The sequence below is a fragment of the Fischerella major NIES-592 genome, assembly GCF_001904645.1.
Classification (GTDB): domain Bacteria; phylum Cyanobacteriota; class Cyanobacteriia; order Cyanobacteriales; family Nostocaceae; genus Fischerella; species Fischerella thermalis.
Genome location: NZ_MRCA01000006.1, coordinates 214682 through 236555 on the forward strand (window position 1 = coordinate 214682; position 21874 = coordinate 236555).

Consider the following 21874-nt stretch of genomic DNA (forward strand, 5'->3'; position numbering starts at 1 on the left):
TTGTGTCTTGGAGTCTTTGTGGTTGGTGATTTTTTTCACCACTAAGACACTAAGGCACTAAGGGTTAAAGGCGTTTGCAGTCAAGACTTTAACCTTAAATATTTAAGCACTAAAGTCCTAACTACAAACTTATCAAAAGTTTTACAATCAACTACCACTATGTAACAGTTTTTTATGCAATCCTCTTCAGGAGAAAAGATAATGGAAAGTTTTAATGAGTATCATCTCGACCCAGAACAATTTCCTTTCCTCAAAAGCCTTCAAGAAAATTGGCAGGTGATTAGAGATGAGTTTACATATTTTATTCACAATGCATCTCCAGAAGAATTAAGGTTCACTTATGATGTTCTGGGTCCTAAGAGTAAAACGATTAAAACCAAAGGTAGTGCAAAATATAGTGCTTTTGGGATTTTATTTCAAGGTTTGTTTATTGAAGAATATATTCAAGTTCATCAAATTCAATATCCAGATTATGCAATGGATGAGGCTGTAAATAAAGCAGTTACGTTAAGAGAAAAATATTTTTCAAATTTGGCTAAAGTTATAGAGAAAGTCAATTTTGTTGAAGATAATATTCTTAGAAATGTGTATTTTGGTACATTCCATCCAGGCTTAGATATTAAGCTGCATGTGAACTATAATCCTCACATGAATCGTGGGTATTTAGGATTGATTGTGCCAGAAGGGGATGTGGCGATGAAAATATGCCATGACAAGCTTTATTGGCATGAAGGGGAATTCATGGTTTTAGATCATAGCTATCCCCACTGTCCGCATAATTACACTAATTATGATAGAACTGTCTTAGTTGTGGACTTTTTTAAACCGGATTGGTCTAGAAAAGAAGCGATTCAGTTTGAAAAAGAGCAAGTCGCACAAAGAATGGAAGATAATCCTTACAGTTTGGGTGTTTTTGGGAAAAGTGATAAAGCCAAAGAAGAAGATTTTATTAAGTATGGTTTAGCTCATCAGTTGGAGTGGGATAAAGCCTTATCAGTGAGCAGTTAACAGTAAGTAGTGGTGTGGCAAGGTTAAAATAGTGCAGTAAATCTCTTTTTCTATCTGGTGTGTTCTCTGCGGTTTATTAATGCACAAATTTAGTCTTATCAGCCCACTACAATTTACCTAATTGGCGTCTTCAGAAATAAAAGCTAAACTTAAAATTTGTATTAGGATGGCAAAAACCTACAGAAAGTTAATAGGAAAGCAAATTAGTCAAGATTTTAAATCCGCTGTTGAAATTATAGAAATTCCTATTCCTATACCTGATAATAATCAGCTTTTAATTAAAAATAAGTTTGCTGGGATCAATGCTGGTTTTGATACCTTACTTTGCCAAGGTAAAGTCCCCTATGTTAACTTAACTCCTCCTTTTGATTTAGGTGTAGAAGCTGTCGGTGAAGTTGTTGCTGTAGGAGATAATATTCAAAATTTCCAAGTAGGTGATGCTGTTGTAACTACTGTGCGGGGAGGAGGTTATCGCGAGTACCAAGTTATAGATGCTAATCTTGCAGTCAAAGTTCGCCAAGCAACACCAGAAGTACTAACTCTCATGCCTACCGGAATATCAGCTTTGGTAGCATTAGAAAAGGTAGGAGAAATGAAAAACAATGAAGTGGTTTTAGTGACAGCAGCAGCAGGGGGAACAGGACATATTGCGGTACAGTTGGCAAAGTTAGCTGGTAATCATGTGATTGGTACTTGTGGTTCACAAGTGAAAGCGGAATTGTTACAAAAATTGGGTTGCGATCGCACTATTAACTACCGCAGCGAAAATCTCAATCAAGTCCTCAAAAATGAATATCCCAATGGTATTAACCTAGTTTTCGATTGTGTCGGAAAGCAAGTTTTTGATACTTGTGTAGAAAATCTCGCAATCCGAGGACGTTTAGTTGTAGTTGGTTTTATTTCCGAATATGGCAAAGATTTAGAACAAGTCACACAACCTCGTATGTATCACAAACTTTTTTGGAAAGCTGCTTCTGTACGCGGTTTTCTTATGCCTCTTTATCAAGAATATGCTACCGCAGCACGCGATCGCTTGTTAAATCTGTTCTATACCAATCAACTTAAAGTAGCCATTGATCCAACCCAATTTCACGGTATAGAATCCATCCCCACAGCAATTGAATATTTACTCAGTGGTAAAAATTGCGGCAAAGTAGTTGTAAAACTATAAAACTTCAGCGTAAACACACACAATGCCAGAAATTGAATCTAATCCCCAATCCCTTCCCTAGGAAGGAAGGTGTTTGGGTTGAAAGTCTTAGTTAGTCAGCTTTAAGCTGACTTCAGCAACTAGCAACAATTTATTTTAGGGCAAAGTTTTGGGCTAATTGAGATTGCTGGACATTATTAAGTTACTACAAAGTCTAACCAAATATGCTACCAATAGAACGAACTAAATTCTGTGGTTGCATCGCATCGGTGGCGGCGGTGGGTTCATAACCACAGTGAACCATACAATCTGCACATTTGGGATTACCACTTGCACGACCGTATTTTTGCCACTCGGTTTTTTCCATCAGTTCATCAAAGGTGGCGTAATGCCCTTCATTTAATAAATAACAGGGTTTTTGCCAACCCAGAACACTGTAACTCGGACTACCCCAAGGTGAACATTCATAGTCTTTCTCTCCAGTGAGAAAATCTATAAATAGTGGGTTATGGTTAAAGTTCCAGTTTTTCTGACCTGCTTTGTAAGGAGCTAAAATTTCTCTAAATAAAGCCCGTGTTTGTTCTCGCTTGAGAAAATGTTCTTGATCGCTTGCCCACTCATAACTATAACCAGGGGAAATCATCATCCCATCAATGTTGATGGTACTGAGGAAATCAAAAAACTCCTGCATTTGTTTAGAATCGACACCCTGAAAAACAGTAGTGTTAGTTGTAACGCGAAATCCTTTGGCTTTCGCAGCACGTATAGCTTGCACCGCAGTGTCAAAGACACCTTTGCGATTTACACAATGATCATGCCAATCTCGCATTCCATCGAGATGTACACTGAACGTCAAATAAGGTGAAGGTTGAAATTTATCTAAGCTCTTTTCTAACAACAAGCCATTAGTACACAAGTAAACAAACTTTTTGCGCTCAATCAATCCTTGCACAATCTCGTCAATTTGAGGATGCAGCAGTGGTTCCCCACCAGGAATAGAGACTATAGGCGCACCGCATTCTTCTGCTGCTGCAAAACACTCCTGTGGAGTTAGGTTACGCTTGAGTATATCTGTGGGATGCTGAATTTTGCCGCAGCCAGGACAGGCAAGGTTGCAACGAAACAGAGGTTCCAACATTAAAACCAAGGGGTAACGCTTACGTCCCTTCAAACGTTGGGTGACGATATATTTGCCGACTTCTAATGCTTGCTGAAGATTAATAGCCATCTAAGCTTACTCCCCACTTTTTCAGTTAAATATATTGTGCCGTAAGTCTGTAGTTGTAGTGGGAGACACTGAGCAGGAAGTGAAGAATTAAAAATCAACCACCGATAAACTATAGATGCACACAGATAGACTATCGGTGTATATCTGTGTGCATCTGTGTTCGTTTGTAAACAACACTTAGATAGCTTTACCAGTCCATCTTAGATAGGAATTAGACTCTTAATTTAGCGCAGCAACCTCAAAATCCCATCGCCGCAGCTACAGCGTGGACTTCCGATTCAATGCCTTGTTTAAATTGGCTGTTGCTGTGTTTAATGGCTGTATCTGGGTCTTTTAAACCATTACCTGTGAGGACGCAAACTACTGTTGCACCTGTGGGAACTTGGTCTTTGACCTGCAATAAGCCTGCGACGGAAGCAGCACTGGCTGGTTCGCAGAAAATTCCTTCTTCTGATGCCAATAGGCGATAGGCTTCGAGGATTTCGTCATCAGTGACAGAGTGGAAATTTCCCATACTGGCTGATTTGACGGCTACTGCTTTTTCCCAACTGGCGGGGTTGCCAATTCTAATGGCTGTAGCGAGTGTTTCTGGATGGGGTATGGGTTCTCCTTTGACAAGGGGCGCTGCACCGGCTGCTTGGAAACCCATCATCCGAGGCAGGCGATCGCACTTCCCAATTTGGTGATATTGACAAAATCCCATCCAATATGCTGTGATATTTCCCGCATTACCCACAGGAATACACAGCCAATCAGGAGTATTACCAAGAACATCCACTATTTCAAATGCTGCGGTTTTTTGCCCTTCTAGGCGGTAGGGGTTAACTGAATTCACCAATGTGACTGGATAGCTTTGCGCCATTTCCCGGACAATTTCTAAGGCACGGTCAAAGTTACCTTTAATTGCCAGTACCTCTGCACCATACAAGAGTGCCTGCGCCAATTTACCCAGCGCTACATAACCATCGGGAATCAATACAAAGGCACGCATTCCCCCACGTCGAGCATAGGCTGCTGCTGCTGCTGAGGTGTTGCCTGTACTCGCACAAATTACCGCCTTGGCCCCTGCTTCTTTGGCTTTGGAAATTGCCATTGTCATACCTCGGTCTTTGAAGCTACCAGTTGGGTTAAGACCGTCATACTTGACAAAAACACGTACTTGTCTGCCAATGCGTTGTGCGATCGCAGGAACTGGTATCAGAGGTGTGTTACCCTCCAGCAGGGTGACAACTGGTGTTGTTTCGCTGACAGGCAAGTAGTCGCGATACTGCTCTATGAGTCCGGGCCAGGGTTGGCGATGAGATGTAGTTGCAGACAGGCTCAAGGTCACGAGTTTTCAGGGCTTGTTAAATGTTGTTGGGTGTTGGTTGTTGGGTGTTGGTTGTTTGAAAACCACTAACAAACAACTAGTTCGTAGAATGTCAGTTTATCGTTTTAGATGTCTGTCTGGAAAGGTTTACGCGACATTTTTTGACACTCCTTAACTGAGAAATTTAACCAGTTCTTTTTGCACGCTTAACATCGCTGTGGAATTTATGAGATTAATATTCAGTCAAAGGCGCTTCCTGAGCTTCTTCGGTGGGATCACCAAAGCACAAGAGCGTGGAAAAATCCTTGGCTTTGCTGTCTCTGATTTTCCATATAAATTAAGGACACCTGCTCCAATGACTTCTGCTTCTACCCTTTTTTCCTCGACAATTCAATCAGATCAAGAAAATATAGCTGTTGTCGCTCCTACCACAGAAACACCATCAATAATTGACGATGAAGACTTTTTCTCAGCGCAACCTCTCAACATTTTGTTGGTAAACGACGATGGTTACCAGGCAGAAGGCATTAAAGTTCTCTACGAAGCACTTGTAGCAGCTGGACATCATGTTACCTTAGTTGCACCCAAGCAGCAGCAAAGTGGTAAAGGAACTGCTATCGACGCAGACAAAATTTTTCAGCCGACTGAGGTTGTTAACTACGCAGAAAACCAGTGGTATGTTGATGGCACACCAGTTGTAACTACTCTGGCAGGGTTAGATTATATCCTGCAAGATCATCCGCCTGATTTAGTAATTTCTGGTATCAACGAGGGTGAAAACCTCGGTTATGGTGCGATTTCTTCTGGAACACTCAGTGCGGCAGTTACAGCCTTACAAAAGGGAATTCCGGCGATCGCGATCAGTGCAGGTATCAAGTTAGAGGAAACGAGTGAGGATTATCCCAGCACCCAGGAAGCATACGAGATTGGTGCTAAGTATGTGGTTGATTTGATAGCTCAACTCCAAGAAACTCAAGCAGGTGAAACTTTACTCCCAAAAGGTGTGGGATTAAATGTGAATATCCCTGCTGACAAAGTCGTGAAGGGTGTTTCCTACACTGGTTTTGATGAAGCTACAAGTTTGGCATTACGCTTTGGTGATTTACCCAGTGGAGGACAAAGCTTGTTGTTAACCTCAGAGTCACTTGCGACTGGGGAAGTACCTGATCTTGATTCCGAAGGCGAGCAATTCTTGGCAGGACGAATTACTGTTACATCTATAGATGGTAATTGGAGTGCTGAAGCAGATCGGCGGGAAGTAATCAGTGATCGCCTTGGTGAGGTGACAATTTTGCCTGTTGTGAAACCTCTCAACATTTTGTTGGTGAATGATGACGGTTACCAGGCAGAAGGTATTAAGATTCTTTACGAAGAGCTAGTGGCAGCTGGACACTATGTCACGTTGGTTGCACCCAAGCAACAGCAAAGTGGCAAAGGCACTTCTATCAATACAGATCAACTTTTCCAACCAATTGAAGTTGTCAGCTATGGCGAAAACCAGTGGTATGTAGATAGTACACCAGTTGTCACCACAAAGGCTGGATTAGATTACATTTTGTCAGACAATCCCCCAGATTTAGTGATCTCTGGTATTAACCAGGGTGAAAACATTGGTTTGTCGGCTGTATCGTCGGGCACACTGAGTGCGGCTGTGACTGCTGTTTTAGAAGATATACCTTCTATTGCCGTCAGTGCAGGCATTAAGTTAGAGGAAGCGCAACAAAACTACCCCAGCACTCAGAAAGCATACAGAGTTGGTGCTGAATACATTGTTAACCTGATTGCTCAACTCCAAGCTACACAGGCAGAAGATATCAGCATTTTACCAACAGGTATTGGTCTGAATGTCAATATTCCGGCGGTTGATAATATTAAGGGTGTGGCTGTAACAGAATTTGACCAGGCAACTAGTTTAGGATTTCGTTTTGGCAACCTGCCCCTCACTTTCGGTGAAGGACAGGGCTTGTTATTAGTTCCTGGTACTCCTAGTGACAATCCTAACCCCATTTCTGAAGGTGAGCAATTTTTAGCAGGTTACATTACAGTGACGCCATTCGATGGTGACTGGGGTAGCAACCAGAGCGATCGCCAACTCCTTGCGGCAAAATTATCTCAAGCACTGCTTGGTGATGCAGATGACCCTGCTATCTGGGTAAATCCCGATAATTCAGAACAGAGCTTAATTATTGCCACGCTTAAAGATGGTGGACTGGTAACTTTTAATTTAGATGGCAGTGTCAATCAAGATTTGACAGTCCGTCCTTACGGTGATGAACGCTACAATAACGTAGATTTAATTTACGGCTTTGACCTGAATGGAAAAATAGTGGATCTGGCAATTGCTAGCGATCGCCAAAATGATACTCTAGTGATTTGGACTATTGACCCAGATACTCACCAACTCACTGAAGTGACTGCTGATGATCTCAATGATCCCACTGCTACGATATTTGGGATTGATGATGGTGAACAAACTGCCTATGGTGTTGCCACTTATACTAGTCCTACTTCTGGAGATGCTTACGTATTTGTCAGCCAACGAGAAAATAACCAGATTGCTCAACTAAAACTGATCGCTAACCCAGATGGTACAGTCAGCGCCAAGACTGTCCGCATACTCTCTGTACCTGCCAATGACCTAGAAAATCCCCAATTTGAGGGTATGGTTGTTGACCAAGAATTGGGTGATCTCTACGCAGCCCAAGAACAACGTGGTATCTGGAAGTTTTTGGCAGAACCCAATGCTGAGTCTGCTGGTGAGTTGATTGAAGCAGTAACACCAGAAGGAAATGTCATTACACCAGATGCAGAAGGCTTAACAATTTACTACGGTGCTAATCGTACAGGATATTTGATCGCTTCTAGTCAAGGTGATAGCACTTTTGCGGTATTTAGGCGTGAAGGTGAAAATGAGTACTTGGGTAGTATTGTGATTGGTGATGGTAATGGCATCGATGGGGTGCAAGAATCCGACGGTGCAGCAGTGATTAACACTCCCCTGGGTTCGGAATTTCCTTATGGTTTATTAGTTGTGCATGACGGTGACAACGAACCAGCCCTGCTAGTAGAAGATGATGGGGAAATTGAAAATATCAATTCCAACTTCAAGTACATAGACTGGCGTGAATTTGCGATCGCCTTTGAGAACCCTTTAGATATTGCTCCCATCAGCTATGATCCTCGTCATCCCGGTTCAGATTTTTTGATTACAGCCAATATAGTAGGAACTGATGAGGATGATCGCTTGTTTGGGAGAAAAACCAATGAAAGACTGCTAGGTAAAGCAGGTAACGATTGGCTGTTTGGCTGTGCTGGTCATGACATTCTCTTGGGTGGAGACGGTAACGATTTCCTCAATGGTGGGAAAGGAGATGATACATTAAGTGGAGGGGATGACCGAGATGTGTTTTTCTTATCCCTAGATCAAGGCCAAGATGTGATTACTGACTTTACCGTCGGCGTGGATTTACTCGCTTTGTCAAAAGGACTCACCTTTAGTAATCTGGCGATCGCTCAAGATAATAACAATACTATTATTAGTGTCGCTGACAATTGTGACATCATAGCTACTCTGACAGGTGTTCAGGCAAATACCATCACTAGTGGAAGTTTTATAAGTCTTTAGTGGTTAGTTGTTGGTTGTTGGTGGTTGTAGAGACGTGCCATGGCACGTCTCTATATTGGTTAGTAGTTAATAGTCTTTACTCCTCACACTCCCGATCGCCCCTAATCCCCTTTGGGGATCGGTGAGTTCCCCATCTCCCCACCCTTCCGATTGTTCCAATCCCTAAGGAACAAAGTGATTTTTTTGCTGTCATTAACTACATATTTCAAAGTGAGTTACAAGGGCAAGGGAAAATAATATATTTTTTTAACAATTCTTTAAACTTGCCTATTATAATATCTCTAATGGTGTGAGTTAAGTTACGGGTGACTTAGTAAGCAATGTCTACATCTGGTATTTCTGAACGTGAATCCCATGCTGCTTGGGCAACAAAGCTAGAAAAGTGTTTTAATCAAGTAGATCAGCAAGTCAAATTTATGCACTTGCAGGCAGAAGTAGATTGTCTGCTACAGCAGTTGCAACATTTAAAGATGCAAAAATTGGCAGCCATTGATAAAGAAGAATAGGCAGTACCTCAAAAACAAAACTTGTCTGTAACAAGTGCTGTTAGAGATGTCAGTGTGAAATTGTGGCTCTGGATAACAGTTGTCATCAATCAGTGTCCGAATTCTTAGTAATTGGCATTCTCTAGCAGTAACGTAAATAGACTTAGGAATTGTAAGTTTAGCGATCGCTACTAAAAAATATTGAGAATTGTTCCTGGTAATTATATAGTCTACCCAATAAACAATTCAGTTACCAGTTACTTATTAACTGATAACTGATCACTGTTCACTGTTCACTGATCACCTGTGCTAGGAGAGTTTGAATGTACGCTAGTGATTCTTTGGTGATTTGAGTTTGCCCTTGTAGGAAAGTGTTGGCACGTTCTTGTCCTTGCTGAACTGCTATTATTAAAGCTCCCCATGCTTGCACTTCTGACCGCTTAGGATTGACCTGTAAGGCTGTTTCGACGCGATTCCACAATCTTCCTCTGTCTGCCTTAAGCAAAGTGGCGATTTCTTGAGCATTTTGTGGTGATGCTTCAAATACTTGTAATGCTTTTCCCCAGCGACCGTCAATTAAATCTGCCAGTACTTGTTGACTAGGACTTGCCCAAGTTGTATCTGCTTGGGTTTTGGTCAGCTGAGAGTGTAGGCGAATCATATCAATTTGTGCCTGTGCTGCTGCTGGCATTTTGTCCCGACGCTGTTTTTGGATGAATTGCAACCATTCCCAAGCTGGTGTCCATAGTCCACTTTTGGCGATCAAAAGGGCGTCTTGGTAAGCAGCATCGTTGAGGGCGGGTGTTTGCAGGGAAATTTGTTCTAATTGGATGGGGTTGAGGACAAAGTTGGATGGTTTAACCTGATAGATATTGAGTTGGGGTTCCAAACCTACTGTTTGATCTACAACTAGTTCTTTTGCACCACCACCAGTTACCTGCTGCCATTTTGGGAGTTGTCCAGAAGGACTTGTCCAAGACAACATCAGTTGTAGGTTAGTGCGTTTGGGGTTGTAGTGAAAAATGTAACCATAGGCGATCGCTTGTGATTCTTGCTGGTGCTTACCCTGTGCATAAAGCCAAATACCAGAAGATGATGTCTCACCTTCCAAGCGTCCTATCTCTCTGACTGGTAAAACAAAGTTGGAACCTTGGTTTTCAGATGTAGCATCAACAGAGGGAGAAACGACAAATGATTCTTCTAGTCCAGTGATAGATAGTTGAGTTGCCAGAGTGTAGTATTTTTCAGCTTTTGATTTTAGTTCTAAGTTTTGTGAACGTTGATAAACTCTCAGTTCCACAATTTCTCGGCAATCTGATCGACAATTGTGAGCTTGTTTGAAAACTGGCAGTAAAAAAGTTTCTATTTCACCGCTTTCTAGGGGGAGGATATCTCCGGCAATAGTACCTTGTTGTTCCAGGGCAGATTGAATTTGTGGTAGGGTTTGGGGATTTTCGTCGTGGGTAAGAGATTTTACCCATGTAGGCAGAAGTTTATTTAACCAAGTGACTTTATCAGGATTGATCATCAATTCGATACTTACCCAAGCAAAAGCCACAACTAAGCAAGCACTACCTAGTAAGATGGCGATCGCTAATTTTGACGCCAATCCAGAGGAAGTTTTCTTAGTCTTAACTTTTCGACGCAGAACCGGACGCCCACCTTGTTGAGAATTTTCTGTGGGAAGCTGGGATGTTTTGACAATTTTCTTAGCTTTTTTAACAATTCGTTTTTTAGTAGTGTTGGTAGCAGATGGTTTTGGTGCTGGGTTTGGTGGGCGGTTAACCATACTTTTATTTTCAGTAATAATAGCGAGATTTTTGATGAGTTTTTTATTTTATACTCGCGTTCTCAAGAAATTGCCTAGAAAAAGAAGTGTAAATTTGTACAAATAAGTAATTTTACGAATGACGTTAAAAAGATATTTTGAATAAGCCCTATCGTTGAGAGTGTGTGAGCGAAGTGTAAAAAGTTGAACAAAAGTCAAAGTAGGGTAATTGCGTACTTATTAGTAACGGTAGTCAACGGATTACCGACACAAGCGATCGCTATTGCCACAGACAAGACGGGAGAAACAACAGAGAGCTTTTCTGTTACTTCTCCTGCTTCTGTTGAAGATCCGATGGCACAAGTGACATCAGTATCTCAACTGCGAGACGTCCAACCCACAGATTGGGCATTTAGTGCATTGCAATCTTTAGTGGAAAGATATGGTTGCATTGCAGGTTATCCCAATGGAACTTATCGTGGCGATCGTCCCCTCAGCCGCTATGAATTTGCCGCCGGGTTGAATGCATGTTTGGATCGAGTGAATGAATTTATTGCTACAGCGACGAGTGATTTAGTCACTCGCGAAGATTTAATTACTTTAGAAAAATTACAAGCAGAATTTGCTGCCGTACGAGGTCGAGTGAATAATTTAGGAGCCCCTACTGCTGAAATTACCGCTAATCAATTCTCCACAACAACCAAACTAAGTAGTTTTACTATAGTTGGTATGCAAGGACGCACTGACAATCGTGCTGATCTCAATCCTAGAGATGCTGATAATTTAGCGATGATGGTAGGGCCTCAAGGTATAATCATCTTAATTTATTTACGGAGATTTTCCTGTAGTCTGTTGCTTATCAAGTTGTTACCTTTTCATCCAATTTTTCAATACATATTTGCTCGTAGCGTTTACCTGCGCTTTCCCAAGTAAATTCATTTTCTATCAATAGTCTACCGTTGAAAGATAATTCATCCCGTAGTTGTGAGTTGCTAAATAGGTGGCTAATGGCACTAATATATTCAGCTGGATGATTTGCTCGTAGTGCGGTGAGTGGAACATTTGCGCCGTCTACAGCTAATCCTTCTAAACCGCGATCGCTTGCTACTACTGGAACACCAGCAGCCATGGCTTCTAAGGTTTTATTTTTAATTCCAAATCCTGTCCGCATGGGTACAACGCAAACAGTGGCTTTGTGCAAGTACTCTACCATTGAAGGTACACGTCCGGTCACAGTGATTCCTGGTTTTGCTTGCAGTGCTAAAACTTCTGGTACAGGACGAGAACCAACAATATCAAAAGTTGCATCTGGATAAAGTTCTTGAACTTTTGGTAAAACTTCATTGCTAAAAAAGCAAACGGCATCAATATTTGCTAGATTATCCATCGCACCGATAAAAACTAAACGATGTCCTCCCGGATCACTGGTGCGGTAAGGGAATGATTCTAAATCTACACCATTAGGAATTACAGTCATCTCAGCATTAGGATTAAACTGTTGCAGTTGAATTTGATCTTCTTGTGTAGTCGCAACAATGGCTGAAAATTTAGAGCAGTAGTTTTGTTCGTAACGTCGTAACAAAGGTAAGTTGATTTTATCTCGCCAAGGATTTTCAGAAATACCAATTTCTAATTGGTTACGACAGGTTCCATAAACAGAACTATGCACATTAACTATAGTTCTTACCTGTTTTTGAAAATGAGGTTTTATATAAATTTCATTAGCACTATGTTCGCAGGTAATCACATCACATTTTCCTGCCTGTACAAAATTATCAATCCACTCTTGCATTTCTCCAGAATAGCGGTTTAAGACACTCGGCGGAATCCCATCTTGCACAAAACTAGTAAATCGTTGGATTTTCTTTACTACACCGCCACTACTTCCCGAATCAGGAGGACGGTTGAAAACAACTAAATTATTTACCCACTTTTGTAACTCTGTAATTTCTGCGTCTGTGACATCAGCTTCTCGTTGAGTTACAAGAGTAACAGCATGGCGTTGACTAAGATACTTGAGTAAGTTAAACGTTCGCACCTGAGTTCCTCCCCGCGTTGGCGGATAAGGAAAAGTGGAAGATAACATCAAAATGTTCATAAAGGAATTTAGTTGGGAATAATATTGATTGAGTACAGTGATGTATACAGAATCACCTGTTGATATAGTTTATGCCATAATCTTAAACTCTACATATTTGAACTGACTGGAAAGCAAGCTCACCCCACTTTCAGCCCCTTTCCCTGGAAAAAGGGGAGGGTTTTTCATCTGTGTTCATGTACGCAATTGATGACGACTACATTAATAACTTCAATATCAAGATAATTTATCAGTATGAAAACAGTTGGTATTTATACTCTTGCTAATGATGCTGTCTATGACCAGTTGGTTGCGTTATTAAATAGTATTGAAAGAAATATTAGTCCAGATATCCCAGTTTGTATCATTCCCTATAATCAACAACTAAAGTTGATTACAGAAGAAATTAAGTCTAGACCAAATGTCAGTCTTTTTGAGAATTGGGAGTCAATTCAGCGTTGGGATAATTTTGTCAATCAAGTATGGGATGCTCATCCGAGAACTCAAGAATCTCGGTTAACTCGTCCTGGCTGGTACAAAGGTTTTGTCCATAGAAAATTTGCTGCGTTTGATGGAGATTTTGAAAGATTCATATTTTATGACGCCGACAGCTTGGCGATGAAGCCAATTAATGATGTCTTAATCAAACTAGACACTTACGATTTAGTATTTGATGATTGGGAACATGCCAAGCCTGAAGCTGCTACAGATATTAATCTTAAACTTGCTCAAAGTGCAACTAATATTGCAGAAGCCCAGTTACGTTCTAGAATTCATTGCAATAGTTTTTTTGGTTCTCACCGGGGACTTTTTGGAATTGATGAATTAAATAATTTAATGCACCGCCTGATTGAAAAAAGAGAAGTGCAATGGATAAATAAAAAATTTTGGTGGTCAAGCTCAGCTTTATTTAATTACATGACGATGGATAGCAAATATTCTATTTTTAATTATACTCTTAGTTCTAATAATGAAGATAAAACTGGAAATTGCGCTAATGCAGATTTATTTGTAAATATTGATAATATCCTTTACAACCAAGAGAGATTAAAACCTATTCATCGGATTCACTATATGAGCTACCCTGCTAGTGATTTTGCTCGTTTGTGTCATGGTGAAGATGTTGATATTCGTTATCGTGAAGAATTTTTATATTATCGATTTCTCAAACAACCAGAACAGAAACCACAGCAACTAAAACCGCTAACTGTGACAGCAAAGACGAATCAATTAATCAAAAAGGTGATGAAGAAAATTAAAAGAACTATTGCTTGATTTGGTGATTGGGAGATGATGGCTGAGCTAAATTTTTTTTGATTAATCGAACACAGATGCACACAGATAAACACCGATGAAGTTGCTCTTTAGAATTTTTATCCTATAAAATAATATGCCAAAAATCAGTATTTGCATTCCAACTTTTAACCGAGTCAAGCTTTTACCTTTTGCTATTGATAGTGTACTACAGCAGACTTATCAAGACTTGGAATTAATTATCTGTGACGATGGTTCGCATGATGGTACACCCAAGTTAATCTCGCAATACACTGATAGCCGAATTAGATATATTCGCCATTCGCAAAATATTGGTAAAAGCAACAATATGCGGGCTGGGTTTGAGGCTGCTACAGGTGAGTATTTTATCAAGTTTGATGATGATGATAGATTAACACCTGATTTTTTAGCACGTACAACCACTATTTTGGAGCAAGACCCTAGTATTGATTTTGTTGGTACTGATCATTGGATTATTGATATTGACAATATTAGAGATGAAGTCAAAACTCAGGAAAATTCTCGTCGCTGGGGTAGAGCAAGTTTATCAGCAGGTATTGTAGATAATTTATTAGAAGTAGTATTTGTTCAGCAAAGTTTTCAAATTGGTGCAACTTTATTTCGTCGCCAAACTTTGGAAGAGTTAGGGTTTATGCAACCTAATTGGCAAAATTGTGAGGATAATGATTTGTTTGTGCGACTCGCTTTGGCAGGTAAAAAGGGTTACTATTTACCAGAATTATTGATGGAATATCGCGTACATGCAGAACAGCAAGGAATCAATCGTGCTATTCCTTATTTGCAGGATAAATTACGGTATTTAAGTAGTTATAAATTTGAGTCAGATAAGTTAGAGAAAGTTAGATTACAGCGTCTTGCAGAAACACAGTTGTTGTTAGGTTTGCGGTTGATTGAAAAGGGAGAGGTGCAAAAAGGTAGAGAGTTAGTTTTCGCAGGTAAGTCTTTTTCTCATGCTAAAGCGTGGGCTGGGTTAGGGTTATCGTTGCTACCTGAGGGTGTGAGGGGAAAGGCGTTTGAGGTATTGCGACAGGTGCGGGGTTAGTAAAGAAAGAATACAGCACTTTGCCTGATCACACTCATTCTCGCTACGATAAATTAGGTGTGTAAATTATTGCCATTCGAGCTAGAGTAGTGCTGATTCAGACATAAGCTAAGATTACCCGCATGGAAACGAAAGAGTTAAAGTTCTTATTAAAGCTGTTAGGATGTTCTAACTATCGAGCAAGCCTTAGTGGTAGTGTTTTTAAAAGCTTTAAAGGTAAAGACAAGATATGTCGAAATTTAGGCGATCGCAACCTAGTAGACTTTTCGCGTGAGATTGCCACAGTCAATATTTTATCGCCTGGTCAAGCACTATTGAAACTTGATCCAGCCGAATTACCGATTACAGATAAAGAACGTAAAGTTTTAGAGAAGCTAAGTAAAACTTCAGGCAAAATCACTCCTAGTAAGATTACTTCACTCAAAGCCGCAGAAAGAGACACAATATTGAAAACTTTAAGCGATCGCGGATTAATTGAAGTTGAACTTAAAATCAAAAGAACGAAAGCTGAGGTTTGGCTGACTGAACGCGGAATAGAATTTTTACGAGATGATTACAGTCCCAAAGGTGCTGCAACGATTAGGTTGGATCTGCTAAATAATTACGTGCGCTTTCTGCGGAAAACTCTGAGAGTTAAACCAGAACAAATCTCTACTTCAGCTGTTCACAGTGCAGAGTCAGATGTTGAGACGATTATCAATATCACTGATGAAGAAATTTTACAAACTATCCAGAAATTAGACAAGGAGCTTGGTACTGATAATTATTTGCCAATCTTCCATTTGCGGCAAAAGTTGCAACCACCATTGTCACGGGATGAGTTGGATAAGGCACTGTATCGGTTACAAAGGAATGATCAAATTGAGTTTAGTACCCTATTAGATCCAAAACCTTATACTCCAGAACAAGTTGATGCTGGAATTCAACAAAATGTAGGTGGTTCGCTGTTTTTTATCAGTGTTAACTAGCAATCATTACTGCAATTTTACACATAATTGAAGTTCGCTCTCTCATCAAAATTTAAGTATGGCATCAATCAACGAAATTATTCAACGTGAGGTTAACCCGTTTGACCTAGTAAATTTGAAAACAGGTAATTTTTGGACTGAACATCAAGACTTCAAATCTGTGGTTGAATCTATTCATCAAGAAGCAATCAATGAGATTGAAGAATTATTACAATTAGTGACGATAGACTATCGCAGTCGTACTGTATTGCTGATAGGTGATTCGGGTTCTGGCAAAAGTTATTTACTAGGTAGACTCAAGCATAAATTTAATCCTAAAGCTTTTTTTGCTTATATTGGCCCTTGGGCTGAAAATGACTATATATGGCGACATGTTTTGCGCTATACGGTTGATAGTTTAATCAAAGTACCAGATGGTGAGCAAGAATCTCAATTGATGCTTTGGCTAAAGAGCTTATCTGCTTTTATTAATAAAAATGGTAACGTCTGGAAATTATTACTGAATAATCGCCAAAAATTCATCAAACATCTTAAGGACAACTACCAACAGGCAGGTATTTATAATCCTGAAGTTTTTTTTGGAGTGCTACACGACTTGACAAATCCTGAACTTTATACCATTGCGTGCGAGTGGTTAAAAGGAGATGATATAAGTGAAGAATCAATGCAAGCTTTAAGAGTGAAACACTGTATTGATACTGAGGATGCAGCAAAAAATATATTAGCTAACTTTGGCAAAATTTCTACTGATACTCAACCAATAGTTTTATGTTTTGATCAAGTTGAAGCATCAGTAAATTTTGATTCAAACTGTCAACCTATTTTTAATATTAATACTACGATTCACAACGACAATCTCAAAAATTTTTTAATAATTATCAGCATAGTTAAGGATAACTGGATACGCTGCAAAAACTATATTTTACAATCAGACAAAGCTCGTATTGACAGGTTAGTATCACTCAAACCTATTAATTTAGATCAAGCAGAATCGCTTTGGGCTGATAAATTACAATCACTACATCAAAAAGCAAACCCTAAACCGAATTCACCTATTTTTCCGTTAACTCAGCAATTATTGGAGGCAAATTTTCCTGGTGGTAAAACAATGCCAAGGAATGCTCTAATCTTGGGTAGATTAGAGTATCAAAAATACAAAATTTTATTAGGAAATACCAAAGTAAAAATTCCTACTAAGCATCAAACAAATTATTCATCTACCAAAACATTACAAAATAATAATCAGCCAGTTATTACACTCGTAAATCAAGACTCTGATAGAATAATTGATATATCAAATCGAGAAAGAATCATAGCTGAATTTCAACTTCTATGGCAGCAGGAATTTAAGAAAACTCAAAGTAAAATAGGAAAAATATCTCTTTTACCAGCAACTGACTTAATCAAGATGGTGCAAGAAGTTTTAGAGGCATTACAAGTACAATCGATTAAGCCAAAACTGCTCAAAGGTAAATATGCTAGCTATTCCTTAAGTTATCAAGCACCTGATAAACAAGACAAAGTAGGAATAGTGTGGACAGAAGATGCTAATATGACAAGTTTTTTCAATATAATGAATGCTTGTCAAAAAGCAATTCAAGAAAATATTTGTAAAAAACTATATTTGATTAGAATCAACACGGTAGGAAACACAAAACTGGTTGGTTATAAAATCTATAATCAAATTTTCAAAGGAACCAATCATCATCACATTAAACCAAATCTTGCTTCAGTTCATTACTTAGCAACATACGATAGTTTAGTAAATTCTGCGATCGCTCAGGAATTGGTGCTTGGTGGTAAAGCTATTACTTTGCAGGAACTACAATCTTTAACTCGTGAAACTAAAATTTTAAATAAATGTGCTTTATTGCAGAATTTAGGAATTATTTCTCAACAAGGTTCTGATAGTGATGATAGAAACGGCAAAAAAGATTTACGACCAGTTAAAGATTTTATGCTAAATTTAGTCAAAACTCAAAGCTATATGGGAGTAGCAACTTTAATTTCCCAGTCTGTTGCTCAGTTTCCTGAAGTCGAAGAAACTGATCTTCAACTCTTGATTGAGTTATTATGTCAGGAACAAAAAGTAAAAATTATCAATCCTAAAGCTAAGTTACAAGACCGATTAATTTGTTTAGTCAATAAAATATAATTAATGTTTAGCCATGCAGTACCTGAAAGAACCTACTGAAATCAGGATGCAAATAGCAAAATTTGCCCTGGCGAAAACACTATGGTTAGATACAGAAGTTGCAGATTGGCAAACTTCTGAGCCAAAATTGTCATTAATTCAGGTACTAATAGAATCTAGAGATTTGACAGGAAAATTTGCTTATATTCTTGATGTGTTGCATCAGCCTGATTTGGTTTTATTTTTTATTAACCAAATTATGATTAATCCCAAAGTTGAAAAAATATTTCATAATGCTAGTTTTGATTTAAAGTATTTAGGTGGAAATTCTGCACAGAATGTTACTTGTACTCTGAAAATAGCAAGAAGGATTAAAAAAGATATTTTAAAAGTATCTAACTTGCAACTCAAAACTTTAGCTACTGAATTATGTCACTTTTGTGATGTCAACAAAGAAGAACAGGGAAGTGACTGGGGAAAGCGTCCTTTGACGGAAAAACAGCTACATTATGCCGCAATGGATACAGTGTACCTAGCTGCTGTGCATCAATATTTATTAAAAATTTTAAATCATAATACTGTCAGTAATATTTTTGCTCATATGCCTAACACCTCAAAGCACTCAAAAGATGTATCTGAAAATTTATCTTTATCTGCTACTAAAGTTAGAGTTGCTTTTGAGTGTCCTCGCCTATTTTATTTGCATCAGCATTTTGGCGGCAATAGCTTATTTATACCATCAGACAATAAACTTGGTATTGGTAATGCATTTCATTATTTAGCTAATGAATTCATGAATTTAGCTACTGATGAACCAAAATTTAAAGAATTATTTCAACTTGGTGCATCCCAATTAAAGATAGAGGAAATAGCCTCTACCATGCAGCAGCTTTTTTACCAACTCAAATTTTCTGCTTATTTAGAAAAAACTGTTGCTAAAGATGTCAACCAAGCACAGCCATTATTAAATGTTTGGCAAGGATTACAAGGACTTATCAAACGCTTCGCAGAAATACTTGTAATCAATCGTCGCTATTGCAGTGCAGAAAAGCTCATCAGTAACACTTTCATCTCAGAAGGACGTAAGCTTGAACATTATTTTGATCTACCTGATGGAAGCAAACAAAAAGTAGTAGGAGAATTTGATTGCTTAGTTTTCAACTTTGAACTCAAGCGCCTTTGTGTAATCGAATTTAAAACCTATCAGCCTGTAGATCCGTCAGCACAATTAGCGCAAGTTGCACTCTATAGTTACATGTTGTGGAAAAAAAAGAAAGTATCTGTAGATTCAGCAGTATATTGTGTTTTGCCAGAGTTTAAAGAGTATAAATATACCTGGGAAGAACTAGAAAATACAGTTCATAGACTGATTCCTTATAAGTTACAACAAATGCAGCAATGGTTGACTTGGGAACCACCCCATCCTAATCCACCACCGCCGACAACTCAGCCTCACCTGTGTGAAATTTGTCCTCAAAAACAAAAATGTCAAACCTATTTTGTTTCACCAGATATCTCTTCTACAGATAATAGTCAGGAATCTGTGAATGCTGATGCTATTGGTGAAGAATTGGTTGCAACTCTGCAATCTTTTAAAATCAAGGTTGATTACCAAGGTGCAGCTGTTGGTTCAGCTTTTATTCGTGTGAAGTTGAAACCTCATCTAGGCGTAAGCGTTAACTCGATTTTGCGCTTATCTAAAGACTTACAAGTGCAGTTGGGGTTGAGTGATCCTCCCTTGATTGCACCTCAAGCTGGTTATGTCAGTGTTGATTTACCTCGTTCAGATAGACAAGTTGCGAAATTTGAAGATTATATAAAATCACAAGTTTTACCCGCCACAGCAGCAGTGAAAATTGCCGTTGGGGTAAATTTGGAAGGAGAGTTAGTGGAGGCTGATTTATCTGATCCGAATACTTGTCATTTTTTGGTTGGGGGTACAACAGGAAGTGGTAAGAGTGAATTTTTACGATCGCTTCTCCTCAGTCTCATTATTCGTCATTCACCCAAACACCTAAAAATTGCTCTTGTTGATCCGAAGCGAGTGACGTTTCCTGAGTTTGAGGAAATGCAGTGGTTGTATGCGCCTGTTGTCAAAGAAAGCGATCGCGCTATTGAATTAATGGATGAATTGGTAACAGAAATGGAATCCCGTTACCAACAGTTTGAAAAAGCTGGATGTGCTGATCTAACTACATACAATCAAACTTCTCGCCAGCCTTTACCTCGAATTGTCTGTATTTTTGATGAATACGCCGATTTTATGGCAGAAAAAGAAATCCGCACAGCACTAGAACTAAATATTAAACGATTGGGTGCAAAGGCGAGAGCAGCTGGAATTCATCTGATTATTGCTACTCAACGTCCCGAAGCTAAAATAGTCACTCCCATAATACGCTCAAATTTACCAGGGAGAGTTGCCTTACGTACTGCTAGTGAAGCAGATTCAAAAATTATTCTCGGAGGTACAGAAACAACAGCCGCATATTTATTGGGAAAAGGTGATTTACTTTACCAAAATGCTGCTAAGCTAGAACGCTTACAAAGTTTACTTGCTAGTAATATTCAAATTCTTTCTACATAAACCAAACCCACCCCTCGCTGGTATAATGCAGACTGCTCAACCAAGAATAATTTTTACAAGTCGGAAAATCTTAAAATAACCGAAAGTTTTCACCCAACGACAAAACGTTTACGCTACTTAGATCGGAATGCGTGATTAAAGGACTCAGCTAATGGGATATGTAATTGCAACTGCAAATATGAAAGGTGGGGTTGGTAAAACAACTCTCAGCGTCAATATAGCGACTTGTTTAGCAAAAGAACATGGTAAGCGAGTACTGGTGCTTGACTTAGATAGTCAAATTAGTGCGACACTTAGTCTCATGTCGCCTATGGAATTTGCTAAGCGCCGGAAAAACAGAAAGACGTTCAGGTATCTGATAGATCAAATTATCAATCCCGAACCAGAACAAAAACATACAATTCAAGACATAATTATATCCCAAGTATGTAATCTCCCTGGATTAAATTTATTACCAGGAGATATTGATTTGTATGATGAATTTGTTGTTTCGGAAATGCTGCATCAGCAAGCAGTTACTTTAGGTGAAAAGGATTTTGAAACCATTTGGAATCGTTTTGAAAGAGTTTTACTTGGTAAACTTTTAGAACCAGTCCGCAAAGAATATGATTTTATCATTCTCGACTGCGCTCCCGGATATAATCTTTTGACTCGTAGTGCTTTGGCTACTAGCAATTTCTACATCCTTCCTGCTAAACCAGAACCTTTATCTGTAGTGGGTATTCAGTTACTAGAAAGACGTATTGCTCAACTCAAAGAAAGTCACGAACAAGAAGCCAAAATTGATATTCAAATGCTGGGAATTGTCTTTACAATGTCTAACGCTAACTTGTTAACTGGGAGATATTATAAACAAGTGATGCAACGCGTTCATCAAGATTTTGGTGCAGAAAAAATTTGTCAAACTCAAATACCAGTTGATGTGAATGTGGCGAAAGCAGTTGATAGTTTTATGCCTGTGATTTTAAATGCTCCCCAATCATCTGGTTCTAAAGCTTTTTCTCAGTTAACTCAAGAGTTAGTGCAAAAACTCAGAATATATACTTAGCCAGAGAGAAAATTATATCAAGTTCGGCTAATTGCTTACAATATTATGCTTCGGTGTTGGTCATTGGTTTTTCCCATTACCCTTCGGGTTCGCTACTTTGCCATCTCGGCAGAAGCCAAGACGGCAAGAAGAAGTAGTCTCACCGATTACCC

14 protein-coding genes and 1 pseudogene are annotated in these 21874 nt (G+C 39.1%); 11 read left to right on the plus strand and 4 right to left on the minus strand.

Annotated features, from left to right (window positions below; translation table 11 throughout):
* The first annotated feature begins 201 nt into the window (after positions 1–201).
* The gene (locus NIES592_RS13505; protein WP_073556003.1) at positions 202–1008 is read left to right on the plus strand and encodes an aspartyl/asparaginyl beta-hydroxylase domain-containing protein; all 807 of its coding nucleotides are present in this window, start codon (positions 202–204) and stop codon (positions 1006–1008) included.
* Between the two features lie 166 nt (positions 1009–1174).
* Complete coding sequence (locus NIES592_RS13510) at positions 1175–2179, plus strand: zinc-binding dehydrogenase (protein ID WP_062247245.1); 1005 nt, start codon at positions 1175–1177, stop codon at positions 2177–2179.
* Between the two features lie 193 nt (positions 2180–2372).
* Here NIES592_RS13510 and hpnH read toward each other — a convergent pair whose 3' ends face one another.
* Entirely contained in the window at positions 2373–3386 is a 1014-nt protein-coding gene (hpnH, locus tag NIES592_RS13515; protein WP_062247246.1) for an adenosyl-hopene transferase HpnH, read from the minus strand.
* A 238-nt stretch (positions 3387–3624) separates the two neighbouring features.
* Positions 3625–4716, minus strand: a complete 1092-nt coding sequence (thrC, locus tag NIES592_RS13520; RefSeq protein ID WP_009454732.1) for a threonine synthase — start codon at positions 4714–4716, stop codon at positions 3625–3627.
* A gap of 205 nt (positions 4717–4921) precedes the next feature.
* On the opposite strand from thrC, the gene surE reads away from it, so the two are divergent.
* Positions 4922–8320 (plus strand): 5'/3'-nucleotidase SurE, encoded by a 3399-nt coding sequence (surE, locus tag NIES592_RS13525; protein WP_073556004.1) that lies wholly within the window; start codon positions 4922–4924, stop codon positions 8318–8320.
* 320 nt (positions 8321–8640) lie between these two features.
* The gene (locus NIES592_RS13530) at positions 8641–8826 is read left to right on the plus strand and encodes a hypothetical protein (RefSeq protein ID WP_062247248.1); all 186 of its coding nucleotides are present in this window, start codon (positions 8641–8643) and stop codon (positions 8824–8826) included.
* A 265-nt stretch (positions 8827–9091) separates the two neighbouring features.
* Here NIES592_RS13530 and NIES592_RS13535 read toward each other — a convergent pair whose 3' ends face one another.
* Positions 9092–10594, minus strand: a complete 1503-nt coding sequence (locus NIES592_RS13535; protein ID WP_073556005.1) for a hypothetical protein — start codon at positions 10592–10594, stop codon at positions 9092–9094.
* Between the two features lie 183 nt (positions 10595–10777).
* Between NIES592_RS13535 and NIES592_RS13540 the strand changes: the two are divergent.
* Positions 10778–11347, plus strand: a pseudogene (locus NIES592_RS13540) (iron uptake porin); the annotation flags it as partial.
* Between the two features lie 85 nt (positions 11348–11432).
* On the opposite strand, the gene NIES592_RS13545 reads toward NIES592_RS13540, so the two are convergent.
* The gene (locus tag NIES592_RS13545; RefSeq protein ID WP_062247250.1) at positions 11433–12671 is read right to left on the minus strand and encodes a glycosyltransferase family 4 protein; all 1239 of its coding nucleotides are present in this window, start codon (positions 12669–12671) and stop codon (positions 11433–11435) included.
* Positions 12672–12905: 234 nt separating this feature from the next.
* On the opposite strand from NIES592_RS13545, the gene NIES592_RS13550 reads away from it, so the two are divergent.
* The 6 genes from NIES592_RS13550 to NIES592_RS13575 all read left to right on the plus strand — a co-directional run bounded on the left by NIES592_RS13550 (position 12906) and on the right by NIES592_RS13575 (position 21722).
* Positions 12906–13925 (plus strand): Npun_R2821/Npun_R2822 family protein, encoded by a 1020-nt coding sequence (locus tag NIES592_RS13550; protein ID WP_073556006.1) that lies wholly within the window; start codon positions 12906–12908, stop codon positions 13923–13925.
* A gap of 115 nt (positions 13926–14040) precedes the next feature.
* Complete coding sequence (locus NIES592_RS13555; protein WP_073556007.1) at positions 14041–14988, plus strand: glycosyltransferase family 2 protein; 948 nt, start codon at positions 14041–14043, stop codon at positions 14986–14988.
* Positions 14989–15110: 122 nt separating this feature from the next.
* On the plus strand, positions 15111–15956 hold the full coding sequence (locus tag NIES592_RS13560) for a transcription factor RcaD (protein WP_073556008.1): 846 nt from the start codon (positions 15111–15113) through the stop codon (positions 15954–15956).
* Between the two features lie 58 nt (positions 15957–16014).
* On the plus strand, positions 16015–18111 hold the full coding sequence (locus NIES592_RS13565; RefSeq protein ID WP_073556009.1) for an ATP-binding protein: 2097 nt from the start codon (positions 16015–16017) through the stop codon (positions 18109–18111).
* A gap of 13 nt (positions 18112–18124) precedes the next feature.
* On the plus strand, positions 18125–20674 hold the full coding sequence (locus tag NIES592_RS13570; RefSeq protein ID WP_073556010.1) for a DNA translocase FtsK: 2550 nt from the start codon (positions 18125–18127) through the stop codon (positions 20672–20674).
* Positions 20675–20825: 151 nt separating this feature from the next.
* Complete coding sequence (locus NIES592_RS13575; RefSeq protein WP_062247256.1) at positions 20826–21722, plus strand: ParA family protein; 897 nt, start codon at positions 20826–20828, stop codon at positions 21720–21722.
* Positions 21723–21874 lie beyond the last annotated feature (152 nt).

What these genes read in the sequence shown, in the direction of transcription:
- NIES592_RS13505 (WP_073556003.1), top strand. Translation starts at nt 202, where the DNA reads ATGGAAAGTTTTAATGAGTATCATCTCGACCCAGAACAATTTCCTTTC.
- NIES592_RS13510 (WP_062247245.1), top strand. Translation starts at nt 1,175, where the DNA reads ATGGCAAAAACCTACAGAAAGTTAATAGGAAAGCAAATTAGTCAAGAT.
- hpnH (WP_062247246.1), bottom strand. Translation starts at nt 3,386, where the DNA reads ATGGCTATTAATCTTCAGCAAGCATTAGAAGTCGGCAAATATATCGTC.
- surE (WP_073556004.1), top strand. Translation starts at nt 4,922, where the DNA reads ATGAGATTAATATTCAGTCAAAGGCGCTTCCTGAGCTTCTTCGGTGGG.
- NIES592_RS13530 (WP_062247248.1), top strand. Translation starts at nt 8,641, where the DNA reads ATGTCTACATCTGGTATTTCTGAACGTGAATCCCATGCTGCTTGGGCA.
- NIES592_RS13535 (WP_073556005.1), bottom strand. Translation starts at nt 10,594, where the DNA reads ATGGTTAACCGCCCACCAAACCCAGCACCAAAACCATCTGCTACCAAC.
- NIES592_RS13545 (WP_062247250.1), bottom strand. Translation starts at nt 12,671, where the DNA reads ATGAACATTTTGATGTTATCTTCCACTTTTCCTTATCCGCCAACGCGG.
- NIES592_RS13550 (WP_073556006.1), top strand. Translation starts at nt 12,906, where the DNA reads ATGAAAACAGTTGGTATTTATACTCTTGCTAATGATGCTGTCTATGAC.
- NIES592_RS13555 (WP_073556007.1), top strand. Translation starts at nt 14,041, where the DNA reads ATGCCAAAAATCAGTATTTGCATTCCAACTTTTAACCGAGTCAAGCTT.
- NIES592_RS13560 (WP_073556008.1), top strand. Translation starts at nt 15,111, where the DNA reads ATGGAAACGAAAGAGTTAAAGTTCTTATTAAAGCTGTTAGGATGTTCT.
- NIES592_RS13565 (WP_073556009.1), top strand. Translation starts at nt 16,015, where the DNA reads ATGGCATCAATCAACGAAATTATTCAACGTGAGGTTAACCCGTTTGAC.
- NIES592_RS13570 (WP_073556010.1), top strand. Translation starts at nt 18,125, where the DNA reads ATGCAGTACCTGAAAGAACCTACTGAAATCAGGATGCAAATAGCAAAA.
- NIES592_RS13575 (WP_062247256.1), top strand. Translation starts at nt 20,826, where the DNA reads ATGGGATATGTAATTGCAACTGCAAATATGAAAGGTGGGGTTGGTAAA.